Consider the following 24,269-nt stretch of genomic DNA (forward strand, 5'->3'; position numbering starts at 1 on the left):
TCCACGTTCGATGAACGGCCGATGGCCGCACTGCGGCCCAAGGCTAGCGGCGTTCCGCCGCCCAGGCGTTGAGATCGAGGTCAGCGTCAGGGGAGCAGGTAGACACGGATGCGGATCTGGCCCTCCTCGTCACGCGCGAAACCTACGAACTGATTCTCCGCCAACCATCGATGTGCCGGCGCGTCGGTACGGAACGTGAAAGCTGTGCGGAAATAGTACTCGTCCTCGGCGACGGGCTCACCCGCATCCAGCCGCGCCTCGACATCCGGCTTCGCCCTGAAGTAGCCGCGATTGACGATGTCGATGATCGAGCCGTCATCCGCGCGGATAAGGTAGCGCGCCTCCACCTGGGTGGTGTCCCGGCGCTTGGTCGACCAATCGCCACCGCCGGGCAGCACGGAGCCTGAGAGCCGAGGGCCGGAGATCCGGCCACCGGTCACCGGTGTGAACCACAGCTTCTCATCAGGGCCACGCCCGATGTGCCAGCCTTCCTCGACATCGATGAACAGTTCGAAGACGAACTCCAGAGCGGGGGTGGGAGCATCGGTCACGGGGACTCCTTGAGTGGTGTGTAGGGGGAAAGTGACGAGGCCGACGCGCGACGAACCACCTCTGTGTCCACGCGGCGATCGTGAGGGTCATAGGGAACCGGAGACGACCCGTCCCTCGAAGACCACTGCCGTCGGCGCGATCTGAGCGAGTTCGGACGGAGGTGTCGAGAACGGGTCACGGTCGAGGACGACCAGATGCGCTGGACTCCCGGGCGAAATCGTGCCGAACTCATCCGTGATCCGAAGCTGGACTGCGGCGTGTGCTGTGTAGCCCCGGAGGAGTCTCTCGATGTGGAGGACGGAACCCGCTCGAGGGCGTACCGCCTCTGGCCACCGCGAGGAGTCCAGCGGCGTCTCGGGATCCACGCGGGTGGCCGCGACCTGCATCCCGAAGAACGGGTCCGCGCGATGAAGCTCGGCACTGGACACCACGTCGCTCGAGAACGTCAGCACCGCCCCGGCGTCCGCGACAACAGTGAAGTCGTACATGCGGCTCCAACGCGCTTCACCGAGATGGTGAATCCCTTCGTCGCCGAAGTACCCGCCCGACCAGTGATTGGTCCAGTTGATGATGATCCCGAGCTCTGCGGGGCGAGTCATGTCTGACGGATCGATCAGCTCGCAATGGGCGAATGTGACCTGGATGTTCCATGGATGGTCAGTGCGCTCTGGGGATCGCAGCGCCTGTTCGACCGCATCGCAGGCTGTCCGGAAGGCTCTGTCCCCCACCATGTGGATGTGCATGTCCACGCCAGCTCGATTGCACAGCTCAAGGCAATCGATGAGTTCGTCGCGCTCCATCTGGATCGCGCCGAACCGCCCCGAATTGTCGTCGCTGAGCAGTGGCTCGAGGACCGCGCTGCTTCCCAACTCGTTCGTGCCGTCCAGGAACAGCTTCACGGTCCGAATCCGGGTCCGCTCTGATACCCGCCTCGCATCGAGCTGGCGTACCGAATCCAGTGCCTCCGGGAGGTCGGCAAGCGATCGGAATCGGACAGCTCCCTCGTAGTGCATCGGGAGATCGCCACGCCGGTCGATCTCCACCACGGCGTCGATGACTTCCGGGCTCTCGATCAGCGCGTCGAAGACTGCGACGACTCCCTTGCTCGAGAGGAACTCCAGCACGGGGAGGATGGTTTCGGCCGTAGGCTCCTCGGGCGGCGACCACCCGAGCGCCTCGTACATTCTCGGCAGAAGGGGAATGTGAGCGTTTTCGAGGACCAATCCTGTCGGCTCCCCCGACCCGCTGCGGACGAAGCGTTCAAGTCCGGCCGCCTCCGGATCGGGCGCGAACCTGTCGATTCCGAGCATCTCGAGCATCTGGCTGTTCACCCAGCTCGCATGGTCCCCGGCGTCTTGACACAGCACCGGACGATCCCAGATCGCCTGGTCGAGCAGCTCCTTGGTGGGAGCCACTTCACCGAAAATGGCGGGTGAGTAGTACTCGAAGTACAGGTACGGCCACTCCTCCTTCGGATGGAGCTGACCGAAGTCACGGATGAACGCAAGGAGCTCGTCCAGATCATCCGTGCGCGGGAGCGCGATGTGCCATCGGCTCATGGCTACCAGCGCCGGGTGCGAGTGCGCGTCGATGATTCCAGGAATGATCGTCTTCCCGCCCAGGTCGACGACCGCAAGCTCCTCCCAGCCGGGAGCATCGGCGCGCTCTCCCACCCAGTCGACGCTGCCGTCGCGGACGATGACGGTGTCGCCGAGGGGCACAGCCGCATCGGAGGTTCGAATAATGCCGTTGGTGAGAACGTGGTTCAACACGGGGCGAGGCTGCGAAGGATTCGATGCGGTAACGGTGATCATTCCGCTGTCGTTCCCCCGAGATACGCGATCGCCGGCATCGACATGTAGGCGAATGACGTGATCGCTCCCCCGAGACGGGAGTTCACGAACGTCGTGGTGGAAAGACTCAAGAGCGGAATAGTGGCGGAGGAGTCCTCAGCGATGTCCTGAGCTTCGACGATGAGCGCTGCCCGACGGTCTGCATCCAGCGTTCCGCGCGCCTCCTCGAGAAGCGCCGACACCGAAGCATCGCTGAAATTGGTGTAGTTGTACGGCGCACCCTCGGACAACGTGAACCCGAGCGGCTCGAGCGGCTCAGCCGCGGCGTTGAAGGACGTCCCGATCATCAGATCCAACCCGAGCCGTGTCCGCGTCGGTTCGTCGTATGCCGCGGTGGCGTAGTCGAGCGCCTGAATCTCCTTGATATCGACGGTGATGCCAACCGCCTTCGACTGCTGCTGGAGCAATTGCGCGACGCGTGAGATCGTTGCCTGCCCTGCTGGAATGCCCAGTACAAGTGGATCGCCCCCGTAGGACGACCCGTCAACGAGCGTCTGAGCGCTGGCAGGATCGTACTGGCGTTGCTCCGCCCATTCAGCGTACGCGGCGGAGTAGGTCTCGCGCTGCGCGTTGGGCCAGGTGCGCGGCGTCAGCGCGGTGTACAGCGGCTCCGCGGCACCGTTGTAGACAGTCGCTGCGAGCGACGCGCGATCGATGCTCTGTTGCAGCGCGCGTCGCAGGTCAAGGTCGGCGAGGGGCCCATCGGGGCGTGCGACGTATAGTTGCAGACTTTCCATCGAAGGGCCGAAGACGAGGCTGCCTTCGGTGGCGCCACTGAGAACGGGGATCGCGGACGGATCGATCTGGTACGAACCGTCGATCTCGCCGGTGGCGAGAGCTTGCGTCGACGCCGTACTGTCGGTGACGAAGGTGAACTTCGCTTCCTCGACCAGCGACTGAACCTCTTGGTTCCAGTAGGCGGGGCTTCTTTCCAGGATGATGCTGTCGCCAGGTTTCCAGGAGGCGAGTGAATACGGGCCGCTGCACATGAGTCCACCCGCAGGCGTTCCAAACGCCGATCCCGCGGCTTCGGCGAATTCACGTTCCACGACCGCGCCCGCGAATGTCGCCATCTCGGTGTTGAACATGACGTCAGGCTGGGAGAACGTGATCTTCACCTCGCGCTCTGACGGTGCCTCGATACCTGCCACGTTCGCGAAGAGGAACGATGTGATCGAGGCGGGGTCGGCGGCTCGAGTCAGGCTGAAAACGATGTCGTCAACCGTGACGGGGTCGCCGTTCCAGAACGTCGCGTCCGGTTCGAGCGTGTAGATGAGGGTGAGCGGGTCCGGCGCGATGAAACTGACGAGATTGGGACGCAGGTTGTAATTCTCGTCGATTGCGAGGAGTGGATCACAGAGGTTCGAGACCACCGTCGCGCCCGAGTACGTCGCCGCGTCCCTGGGATCCAAGGTAGGCGGCTCGCCCTCGGGCAGATTCCAGACCACTTGTGAGACTGAGTGCTCCCCCGCGGGCATTCGGCTCAGTTCCGGCACCTCGGTTGTGGTAGGGGATGCTCCGGGCGCGCAGGCGGCCGCGATAAGGACAAGTGTCCCGCTCAGCAACAACGCCGCTGTTGCGCGAGAAGCGGGGCTGTGTCGGCGCGGGGTATCCGCTATCGTCGCTCGCGTCATTGTGCCGCTCTCTTTCGAAGTGTGGGCTGGTCCCTTTTATAGAACACTTGCTATGCAAAAAGCAACAGCCGCCCTACGCTGAGCTCGTGATCTCTAGCGGCAGCCACGGAGTCCTTGGTCGAACAGTCGTACTGGCGGGCGGTACGAGCACCGCCGGATTCGCGACCGCGAGCGCGCTCGCGGATGCGGGGGCTCGTGTCGTCGTAACGGGACGCGACGCCGTGAAGCTAGTTCGGGCCGAGTCCCTCGGTCCGCTAATAGCGACGGCGCAGGCGGACCTGACTGAGGAAGAGGACGTATACGCGCTCGCGGACACCCTACGGAAGCAATTCGGGCCCATCGACGGACTGCTGCATCTCGTGGGCGGGTGGCGCGGAGGAGGTGGGCTCGCCGGCCAGTCCGAAAGCGACTTCCGCTTCCTCGAGCGATCGCTGACCGCACTGCGTCACATGAGCAGAGCCTTTGATCCCGACCTCAGCGCCTCCTCAGCGGGCCGGACGGCGATCATTTCATCGACCGCCGTCGTGAGGCCCTCTGCGGGCGGGGCGAACTACGCGGCGGTGAAGGCCGCGAGCGAAGCGTGGGTACGCGCCATCGGTCGTGGCTATGCCAGCGACGCCCGCGCGGCTGGACGCGAGCCGACCTCATCGGCTGCGATCTTCCGCGTGCGCGCGCTCAAGGGGCTCGAGCTCGTCCTCGCCAATGCTTTCGTCCAGTTGTGGGAGCAGCCAGCGGCGGAGAGCGGGGTGTCGGTCGTGGAGCTTGACGAAGCAGCCACCGGCTACGAGGTGTACCCGGCAGTCAGGTTGGTGACACTCGGCTGAGTGGGGTGCCGCCGATGGCTGAGTGGTATCGCTGAGTGTTGTAGTGCTCGATCCAGGGTGCAAGCGCGGCGGTGCGTTGGTCGTTCGAGGTGAAGACCTGTCGGTAGGCCCATTCGGTTTGCAGGGTGCGGTTGAGTCGTTCCACCTTGCCGTTTTGCCACGGACAGTGGGGGCGGATGAGGACGTGTTTGGCGCCGAGCGCGGTGAGCACGTCGTGGACGTCGTTGGAGAGCCGGTAGCTGAAATGGTTGTCGGTCATGACCCGTTCGATGCGCGTGATGCCGTGGTCGCGGAAGTAGGCGGCAGCCCGTGCGAGGAACGCGGCGCAGGTGGCGCCCTTCTCGTCGGGGTGGATCTCGGAGTACGCGAGGCGGGAGTGATCGTCGACGAGCGAGTGGATGTAGTCGAATCCGATCCGCGCTTTCTTGTGGGCGGCGGTGTCGCCGGCCGATCTGCCGTGCGCACGCCACCCGCCGCCATCGGGGATGCGGCCCAGCTTCTTCACGTCCATGTGCACCAGCTCGCCCGGCCGGGCTCGTTCGTATCGGACGGTGGTGGTCTTCGACGCGCGGATGACGACCCCGGTGAGCGGATCGCACTCGACCAACCCTGGCACGCGATGTCGACGCAAGATCGCGGTGATGGTGCGCGCGGGAACACCCACCACCACGGCGAGGCGGTCCGGGCCTTGCCGCAGCTGACGGCGCACCGCGACCACCCGCAGCTCTACCTCGAGTGGTGTTCGTCGCGGCAGAGAATGCGGACGCGAGGATCGGTCACCGAGGCCTGCGACCCCCTCAGCCCGAAACGTGTTGACCCAGCGATGCGCGCATTGATGCGACACCCCGAGCTCTTTGGCAACATGCGCGACCGGACGATGCTGCACCAGCACCCGCTCGACGAGCAGAACCCTGCCCCGGACATTCAGCCGGGCATTAGCGTGAGACACGAGACCTCCTGGCAGTGAAGAACTAGACAGCTCGACTAAGCCAGGAGGTCTCCTCACCTCACAAGAACGTCACCAACGTCCCGCCGGGTAAACCTAGGCCACGGCCCGCTCAAGCGCGCGATGTAGGCACGACCAGCACGTCCACAGCAAACGCTCGCCCACTCTCCGGATCGATGAGGACCGGATTGGCCTCGAACTCGGCGATCAATCCGCGGAAGTCCTCCATGAGCCAGGACACTCGCGCTACGGTGTCGATCAACGGGCCATCGTCCACGATCGGGTTGATTCCGCGGTACCCATCGAGCAAACGACCGAGCCGGGTCCTGCCGAGGGCTTCCTTTACGGCGCCCGGCGAGGCGGGTGCGAACACCGACTCCGCGTCCCGGAGAAGCTCAACAAGCACGCCGCCGAGCCCCACGCCGACCGTTGCACCTAAGCCCGGATCCCTGACGGCGCCGACGATAGCCTCGATGCCAGCCGGCAATTGGCGCTGGATCTCGGCCCCGATCAGCGCTGCGTCCGGCGTTGACTTCCGGAGTCGCTCGAACATTTCAGCCCACTCAGTTCGGAGCGCTGCGGCGCTTGCGATCCCGACGACTACTCCCCCGACATCAGTACGGTGATGGATGTCCGGCGAGTCAATCTTCAAGACAACGGGGTACCCAACCGAGTCCGCCCAGTCGACGGCCTCTTCGATGGAACTCGTCCTCAGCGACTGCGCGGTTTCGATGCCGTAGGCGAGCAACAGATCCTCGCCGACGTCGTTGGCGATTCTGCCGCCGGAAGCCCGCACGAGAGCTCGGAGTTCCTCGAGTTCCCCGCCTTGCGGGAGACCCGGTGGCCGCGACGCTTCGTGTGGTGCCGGCGAAAGGGCCGCAGCGGCGCTGACAATCGCGGTGAGGGCGTTGCCGATCCCGCGGATGTGAGGAAACGGATCGTCAGTCGATACGATGCGGCTCGGATGGATTGAGAGGGACGAGCTCGAAGCCAAGACGAACGGCTTGGCGTGCCGCAGAGCTGCAGCGCGTGCGTCCGCCACGATGTCGTCCTCATAGCTGATCTCGACATCGTTCAAGCTCGCCTGCGAATCGGTGACAACGAGCAGAACATCGACCGTGGGGTCTTCAGCGAGCAGATCGAGGCAGCGGCCGTACCACCCATCCTCAACGCTCTCGCTGCCGCCAGCGTCGAGGGGGTTGTTGACCCCCGCGCCCGGGAGTGCTTCCTGCAGTCTCACTCGTGTTTCAGCACTCAGTGGAGCCAGAGTCACCCCTGCGGAGTCCGCCAAGTCGGCCGTGAGGGCGGCTTGGCCGCCGGAAATCGTGATCGCCGCAAGTCGCGCGCTTCCAAAGGACTTGTCTCGATGATGCGCAAGCAACTCCAAAGAGGCCGCGAGCGCGTCGTAGTCCTTGACAAGCGGAACGCCGATGCGATCGAAGTAAGCCGCGACGACGCCGTCCTCTGACATCATCGCGCCGGTGTGCGCGACCGTCGCGAGGGCGCCCGCTCGACTTCGCCCCACCTTCAAAGCCACGACCGGCTTACCGGCCTCGCGAGCCCTTGCGACGGCCCGCGCGAAGCGCTCAGGAGCGCCCACCGACTCGATGATGAGGCCGATGACGCCTGTCGCTTCATCGTCGACGAGGTGATCGATGTAGTCAGCAGTCGTGGTACACGTCTCGCTGCCCGTCGACACCACATGCGAGAACCCGACGCCGGTCATCGAGCGCGCAACGAAAATGGCACCTGAGCCAGACTGCGAAATCAAGGCGACCGGACCGGCAGGAAGCCCTGCAAGGATTCCCTCATCGGCCCACAGCATCACGTCGCCAGCGACGTTGATCAAGCCCATGCAATTCGGCCCGTGCACCGGCATGCCCGAGTCGCGCGCGAACGTCGCGAGTTCGAGCATGTCACCCGCAGTCATTCCCACGCTCATCACGAGAGCCGCGCGTGCTCCAGCCTCGCGCGCTTCACGCACCGCGGCAACCACCGCGCGCGGACCCACCGCGACGACGGCCAGGTCCACCGGACCGGCGCTTCGAGCTGCTGCCACCGCGTCCACCCCTTCGATGGACCCCCCTGCCGGGTTGATGACGACGATCCGACCGGGGTAGCCGCTAGCGCGGAGGTTGCGGATGACCTGGTTGCCGGTTGAGTGCGAGCGCGAACTAGACGCACCGATGATCGCCACGCTGGCGGGCTTCATGACTGCCGCAAGAGAAATCGGGTGGGCACGCAACTGCTCGGTCACAGAAGACCTTTCGAGAGTGGACAGGGACTCTCAATACTACTCTTTTTTTACATCACTTGCTATAAAAAGTACCGAGGTGACTTCGTAGTCCCACTATCAGGGCCACTCGGGTTCGACGGGCCTAAAACTCTGCGGTCGATGCGTGACATAGACGCTGTCGATACAAAGGTCGAACTGTCATGCCCTTACACATTCGGGGAACTATTCGAGGAGGAGAGCATCAAGGAGCATGCACACTCCGGGCCGATCGCGGTCCTCGGCGCCGGCCCTGCGGGCATGGCGGCAACACCCGGCCTGATCAAGCCGGTCACGACGTGGTGCCGTACGAGAGATACCCGCATGCCCGTGCCGCCGGCAACATCCTGAATCTGCGGCCGCCGCCCATCAAAGCGCTGCAGGAGATGGGAGTCGACACCGCGGATCTCGGTGCCCCGTGCCATACGACGTTCCGCAACGCTGCCGGCCACGTGCGTGCCGACGTCGCTATCCCCGCAGAAGTCGTCGCTCAATACGGCGGCGGCTTCATCGGGATGCTGCGACCCGATCTCTATGAGCGAATGCTGGCCGCGATCCCCGACGGCGTCCTGCACACGGGCAAACAAGTGTCAGCGATTGACGACCACGTCGACGGCGTAACTCTTACATTCGCCGATGGCAACGTTCAGGAGACGCCGCTTCTCATCGGGGCTGACGGGATCGACTCGATGGTTCGTCGCCACCTCTGGGGCGATACCCCCAAACGCCCGCACAACTTGCACATCCTCGGCGGCTTCACCTTCGACACCTCGGCTGACGCGGAGCCCAACGAGGTGGTGCTCACCCACAACCGCACCGTGCAAGGGACACACACCTCGATACGCAGCAAGGGCGTGTCGGGATACCAATGGTGGGTGTTGGAGGCCTGGCCAGATGACCGCCCCGCGCCGACCGATCTCCACGCGCACGCGCTCCCACTCGCATCGGGCTTTCCGGGCCCATTGGCCAACTTGGTGAGCGTGACGTCTCCCAAGAACGTTCAACGATGGCCGATTCGCGACATCAAGCCCCTGAAGGCATGGTCGCGAGGGCGCATCACACTGGCCGGCGACGCCGCCCACGCGACGTCGCCCTATGCCGCACACGGGGCTGGCATGTCGATCTGCGACGGCTACTTCCTCGGCCAACTGTTGGCCGGTGTCGACCTGAACTCTCCGACACAGGTCTCGCGTGCACTGACGGAATACGACCGCATCCGGATTCCGCACACGACAAGCCAAGTGCAGCAGGCCTACGTGTTGGGCAAGGTCTTCCACCACGCTCCGGCGCCCCTCCGACCGCTGCGAGACTTCGTCTTGGACCACACCCCGCTGCTCCAGAAGCAGGTCGGCGAGAAGAGCCCCGGAGAGATCGTTGCGCAACTTGACGAAATGGGCTCCGGAATCCTCTCCCGCGCATGAAGTTGTCGCCTGGAATCCTGACCTCCCCGATCCGACCGCCTCAGCAAGCGCGCAGCCGCGCCGCCTGGGAGCGTATCCTCGATGTGGGATTGCGCCTGCCGCAGCAGGGTGGATTCGACGCGGTCACGATTGGCGACGTGTGCCGCCAAGCCGATGTCTCGGCGCCCTCCATCTACGCCCGTGTGGACGGACGCGCCGGACTGCTCCTGGCCGTCGGTGAACGCGGGATGGCACTGGTACATACACAGAAGACGAGGCGTTCGCGGACATAGACGGGTCCATACCCGCTGCCGTTGTAGCAGCAACTCACGTCTTCGACGCTCACAGCTCGCTCCTGCGTGCGGTGACAGTTCAAGCCGCCGGTGATCCACAGCTTTTGCGCCGGGGGCTCTCGAGTCGCGCCGGTTCACTCGGCGACTTGCTTCTGTTCTGCGCGAGGTACCGCCTTCCCACGCGTGGTCCCTGGCCCGCACCATCTACACTGAATTCTCGTTTCGCGCGATGTACGGAGCGAACTTCTGGTCAGATAGAGACGAGACCAGCGAGGTCTTCGTGATTCGTCTGATCACCATGGCGTCAGGGTTCTCGACCGGTTTCCGGCAAGACGACGGCGTGGCGACGAGCCGTGAGGCGGAGGACGATGACAGATCCTGAAGTCCATTCCCGCACTGTGACGACGTCGGTGGGGCGCGCACGCGACAGCCATCTGGACCAGCGGCCCACGGCACCGCGCGTTACGCGCTTCAGCGCACCTGGCAGATCTCGGCCATCAGCACACGTGCTCGACCAGACAACCGGGGGCATCGACCGTTCCGGCACGGCGTGGCTGGTGCCCGTCCACGCTAGAACTCCCCCAGAACCTGGCCGAGGCGCATCACCATCTCCGTCACCGCCGCATCGTCGACGCTGTACCGGACTCGCTGCCCTCGAACCGCAACGTCGCGCGGCGGGTCCGCGGTTAGCAGGCCGACATCGAGCAGCTTCTCGATTCCGTTGGCCACGGTCATCGCGGGGATCTCGAGTGCGTCGGCGATCTCTCCACGTGTTTGGGCAGGGTTGCGTCGCAGGTGACCGATGATGGTCGCCTGCATCATGTTTCCCAATGCCTTGATGGGATCCTCCGCGTAGTCACTGTTCGCGGGACGGGTATAGCGAGGCACCCGTCCAGTCTTCCGTACCGCTCGGCTCGGCGTCCAGACAACAGAAGCAAATAGTGCTTCACAAACGGAGTGTATTGTTATACGCTTCCCTCATGTCAAGACCGGGTGTTCGCAGATGGGGTGCAGAAGCGCCTGATGCAACGCTGGTGTCCCCCGAAAGGCCTACAGACAGGGCTTTTACCTGTGGAGTAGCGTGCGATCACGGTGCGGGAGAGGCCGATGCCACACATCGTTCGGCGTGCGCGCCGCCTCCGTCTTTATTAGATGTTCCTCATTTTCGTCGCGTCCAAATCGTGCGTAGGATGCGGCCACGGCGTCCGTCGCGCGGGCCGCTTCTGCTGTGCATCGGTGCCGTCCTGGGAGTTCAGGAGGGCAAGTGATGGTGCGTTCGGAATCCGGTGGCCGCCGCGGATTCGTGTGGGCGATCGTGGGTGGGCTCGTGCTGGTCGCCGCGGTCGTCGCGATCGTTGTGTCGTCGCTGATGTCCCAAGCGCCGACCGCTGACCCGACCAGCCCACCCTCCCCCACTGCACCCTCCGCCTCACCATCCGCACCATCGGCGGATGGTGATTACGTCGACGCGAGCGTCAGCGAGAAGGGTTGGGTTCCCGAGCCGATCACGACCGATCCCGACACGTACGTTCGGGCGGCATTGGCCGCAGCCTCCACTTTCGACACTCAGACGAGCAGTCGACCTGAGTGGCTCGCCTATCTCGACACCTGGTTCACGCCCGATACGCGGTCCTCGACCAAGGAAGAACGTCAGCAGGACTTGGAGCTGTCTCAGCTCGAGTTGCGACAGGCGGTCGTGCTGCCCGAATCGGAGTGGGACTCGTTGGCGAATGAGAAGGGCAATGTCGTCGCCATGACGACGAGTGACATTAGCTACATGGATGTGCCCGACGACGCGACAGGTGACATGCGGATCGGCACCGCGGATGTCGTGCTGACCTTCACGCGCACTGATGGCAGCGGCGGCGAAGCGTCATTTGACGAGACCGTACGGGTGAGCGTGCAGGTGTTGTGCGGGGATGGTTCCGTTCCGACACCCAACTCGGCACAGCAGCCGGGCGACTGCAAGGTGGTCCGCTACTTCTCGGGGTCATTGGAGCCCTGACATGGGAGCCCCGGTCCTTGCGGCAACGACCCTCGCGAACACGAGGACCGGGCGCAAGATCATGATCGGGGCCCTGCTCCTCTTCGCGCTCGCGACGGGACTAGTCCTTACCCCCCTGATCGCAATACCGCTCGCTGCCGTGGGCGCTGCAGCGAGCGCGCCGGGCGGCGCCACGACGACGATCGCCCCCGTGGCCAGTGGTGCGTGGGGGTATCCGCTCGCGGGTGCGTACTCGAAGGGTCGCGGGTTCGGGTACAACCCCGTGAGCGGGTGCAGCTACTGCTCCACTGATCATCAGGGGTACGACATGGCACAGGGTTGCGGTGCCACCATCTATGCCGCCGGTCCCGGCCGAGTCATTACCGCCGGGAACTACCAGGGCTACGGCAACACGGTCCGCATCGACCACGGCAACGACACCGTCACTCTCTACGGGCACATGCTGTCGGATTCGCTTCGTGTCTCGGTGGGAGACGACGTCACTGCGGGTGCGCCGCTCGGCGCGGAGGGGAACACCGGGCGGTCGTTCGGCTGCCACCTGCACTTCGAACTGCGGAAGTCCGGAACTCCGGCACCTCCGGAACCGTTTATGGCCGCGCTCGGCCTACCACTGAAATGACCGCTGATTGAGGAGCTGATGATGCGCAACCCAGAATCCGTCGCCACCGATGTCGATGTGCCTGACATCCAACCGGACTTCTCTGCCCCGTTCTTCCAGGGCTTCCAGGTCATCGCCTCATACATCCTCGCCGGCGCGATGATCGTCGTCCTCATCATGCTCATCATCGCCGGCGCCTCGTTGGCGTTCCGCGGGTTGGCGAACGACAGAGTGCGGACGTGGGCGGGCGAGAACATCCTGTGGATCTTCATCGCCGCCGCCGTTCTCGGTGCCGCATCGGGACTGTTCCAATGGTTCGTCAACTTCGACTTCGGATTCTGATGCGCACGACGCGCAGCGTGCTGGTCGGGGCCGTGCTCGGTCTCGGACTCGCCGTTGTAGCTCTGGGGCCCGCTCACGCAAGCAGCGAGGCGTCGGCGGTCGAGTACGCTGCGAGCGCGAATGCGACACCGGTCACCGGCCAGCCCTGGTCAGCACCCGCGTACCCGGTCGACTGTCTGCAGTCCGGCGACCAGATCACCTGCACCCCGCACAGCGCATCAGATGCGAAGGCACAGCAATGCTTCACGCGTGTGTACGTCGCGAGCACGCGGGCGACCGTGTGCACGACGTATGAAGGGCACGTCGCGGCGATCAAGACGAGCGGGGGCACGCCGTTACTGGTCGAGTACGGCTGCTCACTGGGCGACTTGGTGTGTACGACGTTCGAGAACGCGGGCCGTGGGATGGCGCTCTCGGCGACCGGCATGATGTTCGCGATCTCGCAGAACATGCGATTCGACACCTCGTCGCTGCTGTGGACCGCGGCTGTTCAAGAATGGTCGTTCTGGCAGTGGGCGATCCTGGTCATCACCTTCGGGGCGATGGTGTGGGCGGTCACCGCAGCTGTCGTGTCGGGTGACCGGGCCGAACTCGTCGGAGCGCTGGTGCGCAGTTTCATCGCTGTCGCAGCCGTACCCATCTCGCTGTGGATCACCGGGCACCTCGTCAACGCTATTGACGAGATGACCTGGTACATCATGAGCCGGGACGGGCAAAACGCGCTGTTCGCAACCCTGCAGAGCGTGATGTGGGCGGGCGGGCAGGCGAACTACTTCTTCGCGTTCATCATCCACGGGCTATTGATGCTCGGGATGCTGCTGCTCATGCTCGTCTTCGCATTCCGCAACATCGTCCTCGCCGCGCTCATCGCCGTCGGCCCGGTGGCGTGGATGCTGTTCCCGGTGCGCGGCATCGGCCCGCAGTGGATCGTCCGCTACGTCTCCGCGGTCGTGGTGCTGCTGCTGACCGGTCCGCTCACGATCGGGTTCGTCGCGCTCATCATCAACGGACTCTCGACGGTGCACACGATCTGGGACCCGCAATCCTGGCCCATGCTCATCGGGCTCGTGCTGGTCGCGTTCGCCCCGTTCGCGGTGTTCGGCTTGTTCAGCTTCGTCGGCGCGGTCGCTGCCGACTCGGTCGGGTCCGGGGTCGGCACTCGGGCCGCTCGGGGTGCCGGCAACGCCGCCCGCCCGGCATCCCGCATCCCCAGCCGCCTGAACGCCCACCCCGCCGGAGGCATTCCGATCTTCTCCGGCTCATCCCGTGACGCGGGCTCGAAGCCACCCGGTGGTCGCCCCATGACGTCGGGACAGCCGGGTCGGACCGCCGCCAACTCGGCGCCTCAGGAGCCGCGACGCGCACCGGGCAACCCGACCCCGACATCGGCGCCGAGGGCGAACCCGCCTTCGAGCCCGGAACCCAGAACGCCATCGCGCGCTGAGAGGACCCCGTCATGACCGCATCAGATCTCACCGATCCGGTCCGCCTACCCCGCCGCTCCGGACAGGGCGTGGTGATGGGGATGGACCCATGGCAGGTCACCTGCATGGCCGCGGCCGCCATCGCCATGCTGATCGCGCTCAACCGGTTCGGCGTCCTCGGGCTACTCGTCGGCATCCCGGTCTACTTGCCACTCGGGATCTTCGCGCTGCTGCGCATCAATCACGACTCGGCCCCGCGGCAAGCCGGGCTGTGGCTGATGAAGCAGATCCGCCACGCGGCCGGCGCGACCAAAGAGGTCTACCGGCCGGAACGCACAGAGCTCGCCGGCACGTTGAACCTCCCCGGGGTGCGCGCCTCGATCGAGCTCTGGGATGTCGACGGCGTCGCCTGCGTCTACAACCCCCATGACCGGTCCGTCTCCGTGACCGCCGAGCTCGAGGTACAGGGGTTCCTGATGCATGACGCCGCGGAGCGGTTCGATCTGGCCGCACAGTGGTCAACCGTGCTCGCGTCGTTCACGAAGCGGCCCGGGATCAAGCGACTGACCCTGCAGGAGCGGACCCTGCCCACCACCATTCGTGCGGCGCGCGACCACTTCGACACAGTCGCGAACCTGCGCGACCTCGACCGGTCCTCCCCGTTCGCGCAGAACTATCAGCACGCCATGGACGACGCCGAACGGTACGCCGTCGCTCACCGCAACTACCTCACCTTCACTCTCGACCTGCTCGCGCTCAGCGGGCAACTGAAATCACTGGGCGGTGGGAAGGACGCGATCCGCACCCTCGCGTATCTGGAGACTCGCACCCTCGCGGACGCGCTCCGGATCGCGCGGATCACCGTGCGCAAATGGATGTCGCCCCGAGACATCGCCGCTCTCGGTCGGGTCGCGTTCGACCCCGCGTTCGCCGCGAATGTGCAGAACCGCCCCGACGACCTCGCGGGCGTGGACCCGATCGCGATCGGCCCCATGTACCTCGAGGAGCCCCGACACCGCAACGGCATCGTTCGCACCGACTCCGGAGTGCATTGCACGATGTGGATCCACGAATGGCCGCGATCCAACACCAGCATCGGCTTCGTGGAACCGATCGTGTTCGCGCGGATGCCGTCCACCGGAGCCGCGATCACCCACATCCTCTCTATCGTGCTCACTCCGGTCTCGGACAAGCAGGCGCTGAAGCGGATCGCCGACGACAAGAAGGTGTGGAAGGGCAACGAGAAGCTGCGTCGCAAGCGCGGCGTCGGCGGTGCCGCTGCTGACGAGGCCGACTGGCTGGCACTGGAGGAGCAGGAACAGCAGATCACTGCGGGGCATGGAGAGTTCCGATTCGGGGCGTACCTCACCATCACCGCAGGCGACGAGGAGCAACTCGATCAGGCGGTCGCCGGGATGCGCAACGCGCTCGCCCGCGCGCAGATGGAAGGGCAGATCCTGTACTGCCAGCAAGCCGAGGCACTGATGGTCAACGCCCTGCCGATCGGGTTGGGAATGAAGTGATGGCCCGTCACGTCGCGTTCATCCGACCCGCAAACGCCACGAAGGACGAGCGCCGGGCAATGCGCCGGGCCGTCACCGACGCGGCCCGCGATGACAGACCGCCTCGCGCGAGGCGGCGGGATGTCGCTCTTCCGGAGGCCGCAGTAGCGGGCCCGTTCGGACCGGGAATCGTCCGGGGCGGGTACTGGAACCTGGCCCGTCCAAACCTGCTCGCGCACCAGGCCACGTCTCAGCACATCGCCGGGATCTACCCCTTCGTCGCCGACGCCGGCCTCGGGCACCGCGGCCCGGTCGTCGGGATCGATCTCAACTCCGATGCGCTCTGGCACTTCTCACCGTGGGAGGCGTACGTCGATGCGTCCGACCGTGGCGCGCTGTCCACCAACCTCCTCGTGCTGGGCGCGTACCGGGCTGGCAAGAGCGGCACCATCAAGATGCTGGTCACCCGATCGATCGCGTTCGGGCACAAGGTCGTGGTCCCGTCCGACCCGAAAGGGGAATGGGTCGCGGTCGCCGAGGCCGACCCGCGGGGTGTGGTGATCCGCATCGGCGGCGGCACCCGCGCCCGCCTCAACCCCCTCGACCGCGGCCCCCGGCGCGGCGGCGCGACCGACGACGAGGACGAACAGCTCGTCCAGCAACGCCGCATCACCACCCTCATCTCCTTGATCGAGATGACGTTGGGCGGCACGCGGCTCACCGCGGTCGAACATGCCGCAGTCCACGAAGCGCTCACGCGCAGCATCCGCGAATCCCACGACCGCCCCACACTTCGTGATGTGTATCGGCATCTGGGCGGCATCGTCACCAACCCCGGCAATAACCCGCGGCTATCCGAGGGAGCAGTGCAGCCCGAGTTCGTGCTCCGCCGATTCGTGGAAGGCGACCTGTCGGGCCTGTTCGAGGATGAGTCGACCGTCACCTTCGACGAAGCCGCGCCGATCGTCGTCGTCGACACCTCCGAGCTGTTCGCGCGCAGCGAGCTGGTCGCGCAACTCACCCAGGTATGCACCACCGCGTGGATCCAGGCCGTGATCTCGGACCGGTCCGCGAAGTCCACCCGCTACCTCGTTCGCGAGGAGGGATGGCGGGACATGACATCGCTACCCGCGCTGCAGATGTTCCAGCAATGGCTGAAGCTCTCGCGCCATTACGGGATCAGCAACATTGTCATCCTGCACAAGATCGGTGACCTCGACGCTGTCGGCTCCGCAGGCTCCCGCGAACACAACTTGGCCCTGTCGATCATCGGCGACATCGAGAACAAGTTCGTCTTCCGCGTCAACCACCAGGAAGCCGACGCACTCAAGACGCGCCTGAACATCCCCGCCGCACACGTCGCCGACGCCCGGCAACTGCGGATGGGCACCTTCATCGCCTACGTCGGTCAATACGCCTACCTGGTCGACAGCTTCGCCACATCGACCGAGTGGGAGTACGAGCTGTTCAAGACCGACGACGCGGTCCGGCCCGCCGACCACGACGACCGCGCGCTGCATCTCATCGACCCCGACGCCCTCGACTCCCTCTGGCCCGACGAACCGGACGCAGGTCTCGAGGGGTGGCTGTCCACGACCAGGAGGCAACTGCCATGACTACGGCCCTCTACCCACGCGTCATCGCCACCGTCACCGGGACTGCGGCGACCGTCACCAACCCTGACGGACGATCCCACGCGGTCGCAGCGACACCGGACCAAGACATCCGGCAGCTCATCGTCTCGCGCACCGCCGACGCTGCGCGCACCGCTGGCACTCCGCTCGAGCTCATCACCTCCGGTGATCGCGGCGTACACCATTTCCTCGTTTACGGCGACGGCGACGTCGAGGCGCTGCCCGCACCCGAGACGGAGCCGGCGCCACTCCCGACCCGCGCGTCGGAGAGGGCGTCATCGCAGCACGGAGAGGAGGTGGGCAACACTGCTCAGGGGCGCGAGCCGACCGGCCTCGACTCCGTCCCTGAGCCTCCGGCGCGCGTCTCCTTCATCACTGCCACCGCACCGGTCAGCGACCCGGCGACCGGATTGCTCGCCCGGCTGGGCTTCATGCGACCGTCGCCCACGCAGATCGCGCAACGCAACTGGGAGGCGACGGTGTCCAAGCATTGGGCGGGATGCCGGTCGATCGCGGTCGTCAACGGCAAGGGCGGCGTAGGCAAGACCATGACGACCGCCATGATCGCTGCGGTGCTCGCCCGCCACGGCGGCGGCAATGTCCTCGCCTGGGACAACAACGACACACGCGGCACCCTGGGCTGGCGCACCGAACAGGGCACCTACGACGCCACCGTCCGCGACCTGCTCGCCGCCGCCGACCAGCTCCTCTCCCCCGACGCGGCGATCTCCGACATCTCCCGGTACGTCCACCACCAGTCCATCGACCGGTACGACGTGCTGCGGTCGAACCCAGAGCTGCTCGCGACCGATCAGCGGCTCACCCAGACGGAGTTCGATGTGCTGATGAGAGTCGCCGCCCGCTACTACCGGCTCGTGATCTTCGATTCCGGCAACGACGAATCCGCCGAACGCTGGCTGAGGATGGTCGACCACTCGACCCAGCTCGTCATCCCCACCCTCACCTCCCCGGAGTCAGCCGAGTCCGCCTCCCTACTGCTGGACGCGCTACGACAGCGGGACGAGCGATCCGCGTACCTCGCCGCGCACGCCGTCGTGGTGGTCACCCAGGCCGAGCCGTCCGCGCATCGCGAGATGCAGCGCATCGTCGACGGGTTCGCCGGGCAGGTGCGAGCCGTCGTGCGCATCCCCTTCGATCCGGCGCTCAAGGCGGGTGCGCTGCGCTACGACGCGCTGCGCACCCCTGCCCGCAGCGCCTGGCTTCACGTCGCGGCCGCGGCGGTCGCCGAGTTGTGACACGGATGCCGCCATGAACGACACCGCCCGCAGCAAGCTGATTGCCGTCGTTCTCGCGGTCGGCATCGTGCTCGCCTTCGCGACATCCTTCATCGCGGAAGCGGTTACGCAGCTGATCTGCGGCGCCCGCCCTCAACCGGTCGGTCCCTTCTCCGGGTTGATCATCGCCGTCACCGGTGACCCGGCCGCCTACATCTCGCCGGACGGGTGCGCGATGCCGGTCTGGCAGATCCGCGCCGCCGACATCTTCACCGCCGTCCTCATCGCCGCGCTCGCGATCCTCGCCGTCATTGCATACCGTCGCCACAAGGCCTCCGACAGTTCGTTCATCAGCGACCTCCGCGCCCGGCCCGGGTTCGCGGAAGCCTCTGAGATCCGGCAGCACCTCTCCGCGAAAGCCGTGCTCAAGCGTGCACGCCTGCTGCGACCCGACGTCGTCCAGCCCACTCCGACGGACGTCGGCTGGCGGGTGGGTCGGTCCCGTGGCATGGACGTGTACGTGTCCATCGAGGACTCCGTGGCCCTGGAAGGCCCGCCCCGTTCCGGCAAGGGATACCGGGTGTTGATCTCCGCGATCCTGGACTGGTCGGGCCCGCTCATCACCACCTCGACGACGAATGACAACCTCACCGCCACGATGCGGATGCGGCAACGCCGCGGCGAGGTGCACGTGTTCGACCCGCAGGGCCTCTCCGGCGTGCGGCATCCGCTCCGCGTCTCCCCGATCGCCGGCTGCGAGGACCCGCTCGTCGCCATGCAACGCGGCACCGCCATCATCACCGGCACCGCGCTGGGCGCGTCCAGCACCAACGCGGAATGGGCACAGGCGTCTGGGGTCGTGCTGGGACGGCTGCTGCATGCCGCCGCGGTCGGCGACCGCACCATCGCCGATGTCTACAACTGGGGCACCAGCCCCGTCGTCGCCCGGAAAGCCGTCGACGTACTGCGGGCCGACGGCGCGCCCGGATGGGGCGACAACCTCGAAGCCACCCTCGCCGGCGACGAAAAACTCGTCTCCTCCGTCTGGTTCGGCGTGCAGAACGCCGTCGCCCCGCTCGCGGTCCCCAAGATCCGCGACGCACTCATGCCGCAGCCCGGGGACAACCTCTTCGACCCGAACCGGTTCTTGGATGACTCCAACACGCTGTATCTCGTCGGCTCCGCGTCGGGCGCATCGGCGATGGGCGGGTTCCTCGGTGCGTTGCTCGATGACGTCGTCGAGGTTGCACGGGTGCGGGCGCTCGCTTCCCCGGGCTCCCGCCTCGCCCACCCGCTCGGCCTGATCCTGGATGAGATCGCGAACATGTTCCGGTGGGGGAACCTGCCCCGGATCATGGCGGATGGCGGTGGCCGCGGCATCTGCACGTTCGTCGTCCTGCAGGCCCTCTCTCAAGCCGAGACGTCCTGGTCCCGCGCCGAAGCCGACACCATCTGGGCCGCCGCGACCGCCAAAGTCCTGCTCGGCGGCGCCAGCCACGTCGACCACCTCCGCGACGTTGAAGCGCTCCTCGGCACTCGGCAGACTCGCCGCACGCAACGCTCCTGGTCCACCCGCGAGACCGGGCACAACACCACCGAGCACCACGAACGCCTACCGCTGATGTCGGTCGATGAGATCCGTCGGATGCCGCAGACAGTCGGGCTGCTTGCGTACCGCAATCGCCGCGGCGTGCTCCTGGACCTTGCCGGATGGGATGAACGACGCGATGCCCGTGCCATCCAGAACGGCAAGCGCGAGACCGAGGACGAACAGCGCGCTGTGTTCTCCGACACCGCCCCTGCACGCGCCGTTCAGACCGAACCCGCAGACGATGTCGAGGCGGTGACGGAAGAGTGAGCAACCGCCGCAAGACTGCGTCCCGGAGCTCCTATCGGTCCCAGTTCCTCCGCTCCCCCGCCTGGTTTGCACGACGCGACCGCTGGTTCCGCAAGCAGCAACGACTCGGTCGACCTCTCGCCTGCGTCGCGTGCGGACAGCCCGCACCTAAGGAACGACTCGAGCTGCACCACCTCGACTACGTCGGCGTTCGCTTCGTCGACGGTGCATGGCGGGCGTTCGAACGCCACGACGACCTCGTGCCGATGCACCCGTATTGCCACGACCTCCTCCACCGCCTCATCGACCGCGACATCGTGCTCTCGCGGCACCGCACGCGACGAACCGCATCCGCACTCGCCCTCCAGCGACTGCGGCTCAAGCTCAGCGCTTCCGGAGGACCGCGATGAACGAATCCGACCCCGCCGAGATCGAACGCCTCCTCGCCTTCGAACTCGCCGGAATCCGCGCCGCCGGACTCAGCGGAACACCCGCGGCCGAATTCACCGGACCCCCCGCCGACGACCACGATGGGCCTTCCGACCCGCTTGGCGCACACGTTGTCGACTGGCGTCGCCTCTCCGGTGCGTGAGCCCGTTGTCCCACGGGCCAACGACGCTCGCGGCGCCCGTTCCGGGGCGCGCTCGCCTTCAACGGCGGGGTGACATGCCTGCGACCGGCTGGGCAGACCCCAATTGCCCGGGGGCTGCCGACGCTGCGTCGCGAGCACGTTCCTCCAGGGCGCGGACGCTTGGCGGCAGACCCGCTCTGAGTGTGCGCTCCGTTCGCGCCTGATCCAGGAGCAGGATTGCTCGCGAGTAGTCCGATGCGAGTCGGTCTCGCCCCGCGGTAACCGCGAGCCTTCGCTCGCTCAGAGCCTTCCGTGCAGCATCGACGGCCCGCGTGTCGTGCGTCGCGGGCTCAGTCGGGCGTGCGTGAGCTCGGGCATTTCGCACAGCGTCGTCGAGGCTTGCATTGTGGAGCGCAGAAGCCGACGCATCCAACCATGCGTGCACTTCGTCGAGCTTCGCGAGGATCGCGTCCGCTCGTTGCTTCTGCGTGGAGATGCTAAGACCGAGGTTTACGACGTGGCCGAGCGGACGGCGCACACGATCTGACCAGGGGACGTCGTGTGCGCTCGTCGGCACTGGCTTTCGGGCGGCCCGTCCGAGTTCGGTTCGGGCGGCGCGTTCGGAATCGTCGATGCTGACCTCTGGGGTGCCGCGCATCATGCTGTCGGCGATCCGGTCTCGCGCTGTGGCAGCGGTGTGGGCGATGGCGACGGCTTCGTTGTGGAGGCGGCCTCGTGTCATTCCGACGTAGAGACCAGAGGCGTTGACGCCGGGTCCGACGATCGAGGCATCGGTGGTTTCACCTTGGATTCCGTGCACGGTGGACGCATAGGCGAGGTGGACGTGGTGCGCGGCGTAGTCCAGCGAGACGAGTCGCAGATCCGTGCTGTCGCTGATGCTCGACAGCTCGACACCGTCGTCGCGGATGCGGCGGACGGTCCACAGTGCCCGGTTCTCGACATCCGCCCGACCGTCGTTGAGGCGGGTCTGCACGATGTCTCCCTCGAGCAGGCGTTGCTCGCCCTGGCCGATCGCGATCCGTGTCTGATCGAGTTGCCCAAGGTCGAGCCGACGTTGCTGGATGGCTTCGTTGATCGCATCAGCCTCGTCGTTTGTGCTGGTGACGACGGCGACGCGCTTGTGCTGACCTGCCCAGCGGAAGTACGTCTCGACCATGACCTCCCGCGCTTGGCCCCCATCTGTCACTCGATGCACGAGGCCACGGTCGTCGAGTTCCGCAGCGACCGCCAGCGCATGTTCCTTGGAGCTCGGTTCGCGCATCCGCAGCGAGAGCGCGGCGTACTCGGGATCGCGGAATCGATGCACGGCCGTGAGCTCGACGACCGCGGTTGCTCGTCGGGTCAGGCAGGCCATCGCTCCGGCGTGACCGACGGGCATCGCCTGCAGATGGTCGCCGACCATCGCGATCCCCGCGCCGGACTCCTCGGCGAGGATGGCAAGAGCGTTGGCCACATGCAGGTCGACCATGCCGGCCTCGTCAACGACGATGCGATCCCCTGGGGTCAGCATGAATCGTCGGGGCCCCTCGAACACTCGCCCTGTTCGCGGCTCTATCTCGCCGCTCGTGAGGCGCGTCCACACCTCCGCGCCAGCCTCGTCACGCCTCCACCGCCAGCCGTGATCATGGAGAAGCGCGTGCACGCTCGACGCCGTCACCCCGACCTCGCGAGACGCCACTGACGCTGCCTTCTTGGTCGGCGCCACCACCACGAGCCGCCGCCCACTGCCGGCGAGCACGCTTCTCGCCACACGCAGCATCGTCGTCTTCCCTGCACCGGCCGGCCCGGTCACGGATACGAGACGATCCGTGCCGGCGATCGCCGCAGCCGCATCTGCCTGACCGGTGTCCAGGGCGACGTCGGCTGGCAACACGTCGGCCGCGGCCTGCGTGATCGACGATGAATCTGCAGGCCGGCCCGCCCGGGTGATCGCATCAAACCGGGCGGCGAGCCGAAGCTTCAATGACGCCGTAGACGCCGCGATGAAACCCTTTACGTGTTCGGGCCGGTCTATCTCTCCGGCGAGAAGATCGACGGCGTGCCGCCAGCTGCGGGCGACGACGTCGTCGATCAGATCTTGGAGATCGGGACGGGGCACGATGACGCCGGATGCTGCGACAGCTCGTGTCGCGCCGGCACGCACGTCGAAGCGACTGAATCTTCCACCACAGGCTGTCGACCTGGCGTCGGCATCGACGATCGCCATCGCGGCGAGTAGATCGGGATCCAGCTCGTCCAGTGACCGAGCACTCACTCGCGCCGATGCCCGGGGCTCGAGTATCCGCGCGTCGATGTCGCGGAGCTCACTGCGGATCAGTTGCTCCCAGTCCGCCTCGTCGATGACCCCGGGCTTGCTGGGGCGACCCGCCGCCCACGCGCGTCGGTCGATCTGCTGAAGCACTTCATGGTCAGGCTGCTGCCCGGGGTGCTCGGCCCGCCAGTCCAGAAGGTACTTTGCGCGGTTCGCCTCGATCTGATTCGACCGGCGCGACAACGGACGCACCGCCGCGGCAAGCTCTGAGATCTCGCCATCGGCATTGAGCGTGTACCCATGGGCGGCGAGCGCGGCGATCCACTCCGGGTCGGTGCGTGCGGCGAGCTCACCCTCCGCGTTGATCAGAGTGTGCAGCCGCATCGCGACCCGGGAGTCGACGTTCGACCATTGGCCGTCCTCCCCCAGGACTTTGACATTCAGCCAAAGGTGCCGATGGATGTGCGGATCCAACGCCCTGGAGCGCCGGTGCCGAAGCTCGACCACTTCGACGCGATGGAGGGACTCTCGGATGCGACCTCCGGCGCCACGGCGGGCGTTCAGTTCGCGCTGCCAGGTGGTGATGATCCGGTCGCGCAGGCGGTCTTGGAGGGCCTCGAACTCCATCGCGAGGTCCGGGTGGATCAGCGCGGCGACACTGTAGGACTTTGGCGCGTTGATAGTTCCGTCGAGGATCAGATCCGCCTGCGGGGACGTCAGCTCACGACCTCGCACCACATCCGACTGCGGGTCACGCCCATCCACCCAGCGGCGCAGTTCCTCCGCGGAGAGAAGGTCCGCGCCAACTGCTCCATCCTCGACGATGAACCTCACGACGTGCGTTGCGTCGGCGCGACTGTAAGCGGCGAGCGCCTCGACTCCCGTCGCGCTCCGGAGGTGCGAGTCACACGTTCCTTTGAACGCGTACGCCATCGCCTGTCGAACCCCTTGCGATTCGACGCCCCGCTTCCAGCGTTCCAGGCCCCCGCGCACGAACCCAGGGTACGCGCATCATGTCTTAGTTACGAGTGCTTACACAGAAAGTGCCTGCGTGCATTGCGGTTTTCTTGCGGCG

At 66.0% G+C, this 24,269-nt stretch carries 20 protein-coding genes; 13 read left to right on the forward strand and 7 right to left on the reverse strand.

The features are described 5' to 3' along the window. Nucleotides 1-86: 86 nt before the first annotated feature. From ACN9MP_RS16085 to ACN9MP_RS16095, 3 genes are all read right to left on the reverse strand, one after another. Nucleotides 87-551, reverse strand: coding sequence for a DUF3237 domain-containing protein (locus ACN9MP_RS16085; protein ID WP_426321824.1), 465 nt, complete (start codon nucleotides 549-551; stop codon nucleotides 87-89). 87 nt (nucleotides 552-638) lie between these two features. Continuing rightward, nucleotides 639-2,324, reverse strand: a complete 1,686-nt coding sequence (locus ACN9MP_RS16090) for an amidohydrolase (protein WP_426321826.1) — start codon at nucleotides 2,322-2,324, stop codon at nucleotides 639-641. A gap of 38 nt (nucleotides 2,325-2,362) precedes the next feature. Continuing rightward, on the reverse strand, nucleotides 2,363-3,853 hold the full coding sequence (locus ACN9MP_RS16095; RefSeq protein ID WP_426321827.1) for an ABC transporter substrate-binding protein: 1,491 nt from the start codon (nucleotides 3,851-3,853) through the stop codon (nucleotides 2,363-2,365). Between the two features lie 272 nt (nucleotides 3,854-4,125). On the opposite strand from ACN9MP_RS16095, the gene ACN9MP_RS16100 reads away from it, so the two are divergent. Further along, the gene (locus tag ACN9MP_RS16100) at nucleotides 4,126-4,863 is read left to right on the forward strand and encodes an SDR family NAD(P)-dependent oxidoreductase (protein ID WP_426321829.1); all 738 of its coding nucleotides are present in this window, start codon (nucleotides 4,126-4,128) and stop codon (nucleotides 4,861-4,863) included. Here ACN9MP_RS16100 and ACN9MP_RS16105 read toward each other — a convergent pair. Continuing rightward, entirely contained in the window at nucleotides 4,841-5,812 is a 972-nt protein-coding gene (locus tag ACN9MP_RS16105) for an IS481 family transposase (RefSeq protein ID WP_426326081.1), read from the reverse strand. The genes ACN9MP_RS16100 and ACN9MP_RS16105 overlap by 23 nt on opposite strands. Nucleotides 5,813-5,921: 109 nt before the next feature. Then, nucleotides 5,922-8,066, reverse strand: coding sequence for an acetate--CoA ligase family protein (locus ACN9MP_RS16110; RefSeq protein ID WP_426321831.1), 2,145 nt, complete (start codon nucleotides 8,064-8,066; stop codon nucleotides 5,922-5,924). 314 nt (nucleotides 8,067-8,380) lie between these two features. Here ACN9MP_RS16110 and ACN9MP_RS16115 point away from each other — a divergent pair, with 314 nt between their 5' ends. Both ACN9MP_RS16115 and ACN9MP_RS16120 read left to right on the forward strand, forming a co-directional pair. Further along, nucleotides 8,381-9,502, forward strand: coding sequence for an FAD-dependent oxidoreductase (locus ACN9MP_RS16115; protein ID WP_426321833.1), 1,122 nt, complete (start codon nucleotides 8,381-8,383; stop codon nucleotides 9,500-9,502). Then, the gene (locus ACN9MP_RS16120; RefSeq protein WP_426321835.1) at nucleotides 9,499-9,774 is read left to right on the forward strand and encodes a helix-turn-helix domain-containing protein; all 276 of its coding nucleotides are present in this window, start codon (nucleotides 9,499-9,501) and stop codon (nucleotides 9,772-9,774) included. Before ACN9MP_RS16115 ends, ACN9MP_RS16120 begins: the two co-directional genes overlap by 4 nt. A 570-nt stretch (nucleotides 9,775-10,344) precedes the next feature. Here ACN9MP_RS16120 and ACN9MP_RS16125 read toward each other — a convergent pair. Continuing rightward, nucleotides 10,345-10,662, reverse strand: a complete 318-nt coding sequence (locus ACN9MP_RS16125) for a helix-turn-helix domain-containing protein (RefSeq protein ID WP_426321837.1) — start codon at nucleotides 10,660-10,662, stop codon at nucleotides 10,345-10,347. A 379-nt stretch (nucleotides 10,663-11,041) separates the two neighbouring features. On the opposite strand from ACN9MP_RS16125, the gene ACN9MP_RS16130 reads away from it, so the two are divergent. From ACN9MP_RS16130 to ACN9MP_RS16175, 10 genes are read left to right on the forward strand one after another with little or no spacing between them, the layout of a single operon-like run. Then, the gene (locus ACN9MP_RS16130; protein ID WP_426321839.1) at nucleotides 11,042-11,779 is read left to right on the forward strand and encodes a hypothetical protein; all 738 of its coding nucleotides are present in this window, start codon (nucleotides 11,042-11,044) and stop codon (nucleotides 11,777-11,779) included. Between the two features lies 1 nt (nucleotide 11,780). Further along, a complete protein-coding gene (locus ACN9MP_RS16135; protein ID WP_426321841.1) occupies nucleotides 11,781-12,398 on the forward strand; it encodes a M23 family metallopeptidase in 618 nt (205 codons plus the stop codon). A gap of 21 nt (nucleotides 12,399-12,419) precedes the next feature. After that, nucleotides 12,420-12,719, forward strand: a complete 300-nt coding sequence (locus ACN9MP_RS16140) for a hypothetical protein (protein WP_056372744.1) — start codon at nucleotides 12,420-12,422, stop codon at nucleotides 12,717-12,719. Further along, the gene (locus ACN9MP_RS16145; protein WP_426321843.1) at nucleotides 12,719-14,179 is read left to right on the forward strand and encodes a hypothetical protein; all 1,461 of its coding nucleotides are present in this window, start codon (nucleotides 12,719-12,721) and stop codon (nucleotides 14,177-14,179) included. Before ACN9MP_RS16140 ends, ACN9MP_RS16145 begins: the two co-directional genes overlap by 1 nt. Next, a complete protein-coding gene (locus ACN9MP_RS16150) occupies nucleotides 14,176-15,666 on the forward strand; it encodes an SCO6880 family protein (protein WP_426321845.1) in 1,491 nt (496 codons plus the stop codon). The genes ACN9MP_RS16145 and ACN9MP_RS16150 overlap by 4 nt, the downstream gene beginning before the upstream one ends. Beyond that, nucleotides 15,666-17,261, forward strand: a complete 1,596-nt coding sequence (locus ACN9MP_RS16155) for a hypothetical protein (protein WP_426321847.1) — start codon at nucleotides 15,666-15,668, stop codon at nucleotides 17,259-17,261. The genes ACN9MP_RS16150 and ACN9MP_RS16155 overlap by 1 nt, the downstream gene beginning before the upstream one ends. Continuing rightward, nucleotides 17,258-18,535: an AAA family ATPase gene (locus ACN9MP_RS16160; RefSeq protein ID WP_426321849.1), complete on the forward strand. Its 1,278-nt coding sequence runs from the start codon at nucleotides 17,258-17,260 to the stop codon at nucleotides 18,533-18,535. Before ACN9MP_RS16155 ends, ACN9MP_RS16160 begins: the two co-directional genes overlap by 4 nt. 13 nt (nucleotides 18,536-18,548) lie before the next feature. Further along, the gene (locus ACN9MP_RS16165; protein WP_426321850.1) at nucleotides 18,549-20,372 is read left to right on the forward strand and encodes a type IV secretory system conjugative DNA transfer family protein; all 1,824 of its coding nucleotides are present in this window, start codon (nucleotides 18,549-18,551) and stop codon (nucleotides 20,370-20,372) included. Next, nucleotides 20,369-20,761: a hypothetical protein gene (locus ACN9MP_RS16170; protein ID WP_426321852.1), complete on the forward strand. Its 393-nt coding sequence runs from the start codon at nucleotides 20,369-20,371 to the stop codon at nucleotides 20,759-20,761. Before ACN9MP_RS16165 ends, ACN9MP_RS16170 begins: the two co-directional genes overlap by 4 nt. Next, nucleotides 20,758-20,943: a hypothetical protein gene (locus ACN9MP_RS16175; protein ID WP_426321854.1), complete on the forward strand. Its 186-nt coding sequence runs from the start codon at nucleotides 20,758-20,760 to the stop codon at nucleotides 20,941-20,943. Before ACN9MP_RS16170 ends, ACN9MP_RS16175 begins: the two co-directional genes overlap by 4 nt. Before the next feature lie 58 nt (nucleotides 20,944-21,001). Here ACN9MP_RS16175 and ACN9MP_RS16180 read toward each other — a convergent pair whose 3' ends face one another. Next, nucleotides 21,002-24,187 (reverse strand): AAA family ATPase, encoded by a 3,186-nt coding sequence (locus ACN9MP_RS16180; protein WP_426321856.1) that lies wholly within the window; start codon nucleotides 24,185-24,187, stop codon nucleotides 21,002-21,004. Between the last annotated feature and the right edge of the window lie 82 nt (nucleotides 24,188-24,269).

Source organism: Microbacterium sp. E-13, assembly GCF_049912955.1.
Taxonomy (GTDB): Bacteria; Actinomycetota; Actinomycetes; order Actinomycetales; family Microbacteriaceae; genus Microbacterium.

What these genes read in the sequence shown, in the direction of transcription:
- ACN9MP_RS16145 (WP_426321843.1), top strand. Translation starts at nt 12,719, where the DNA reads ATGCGCACGACGCGCAGCGTGCTGGTCGGGGCCGTGCTCGGTCTCGGA.
- ACN9MP_RS16120 (WP_426321835.1), top strand. Translation starts at nt 9,499, where the DNA reads ATGAAGTTGTCGCCTGGAATCCTGACCTCCCCGATCCGACCGCCTCAG.
- ACN9MP_RS16135 (WP_426321841.1), top strand. Translation starts at nt 11,781, where the DNA reads ATGGGAGCCCCGGTCCTTGCGGCAACGACCCTCGCGAACACGAGGACC.
- ACN9MP_RS16155 (WP_426321847.1), top strand. Translation starts at nt 15,666, where the DNA reads ATGGCCCGTCACGTCGCGTTCATCCGACCCGCAAACGCCACGAAGGAC.
- ACN9MP_RS16160 (WP_426321849.1), top strand. Translation starts at nt 17,258, where the DNA reads ATGACTACGGCCCTCTACCCACGCGTCATCGCCACCGTCACCGGGACT.
- ACN9MP_RS16150 (WP_426321845.1), top strand. Translation starts at nt 14,176, where the DNA reads ATGACCGCATCAGATCTCACCGATCCGGTCCGCCTACCCCGCCGCTCC.
- ACN9MP_RS16175 (WP_426321854.1), top strand. Translation starts at nt 20,758, where the DNA reads ATGAACGAATCCGACCCCGCCGAGATCGAACGCCTCCTCGCCTTCGAA.
- ACN9MP_RS16130 (WP_426321839.1), top strand. Translation starts at nt 11,042, where the DNA reads ATGGTGCGTTCGGAATCCGGTGGCCGCCGCGGATTCGTGTGGGCGATC.
- ACN9MP_RS16140 (WP_056372744.1), top strand. Translation starts at nt 12,420, where the DNA reads ATGCGCAACCCAGAATCCGTCGCCACCGATGTCGATGTGCCTGACATC.
- ACN9MP_RS16165 (WP_426321850.1), top strand. Translation starts at nt 18,549, where the DNA reads ATGAACGACACCGCCCGCAGCAAGCTGATTGCCGTCGTTCTCGCGGTC.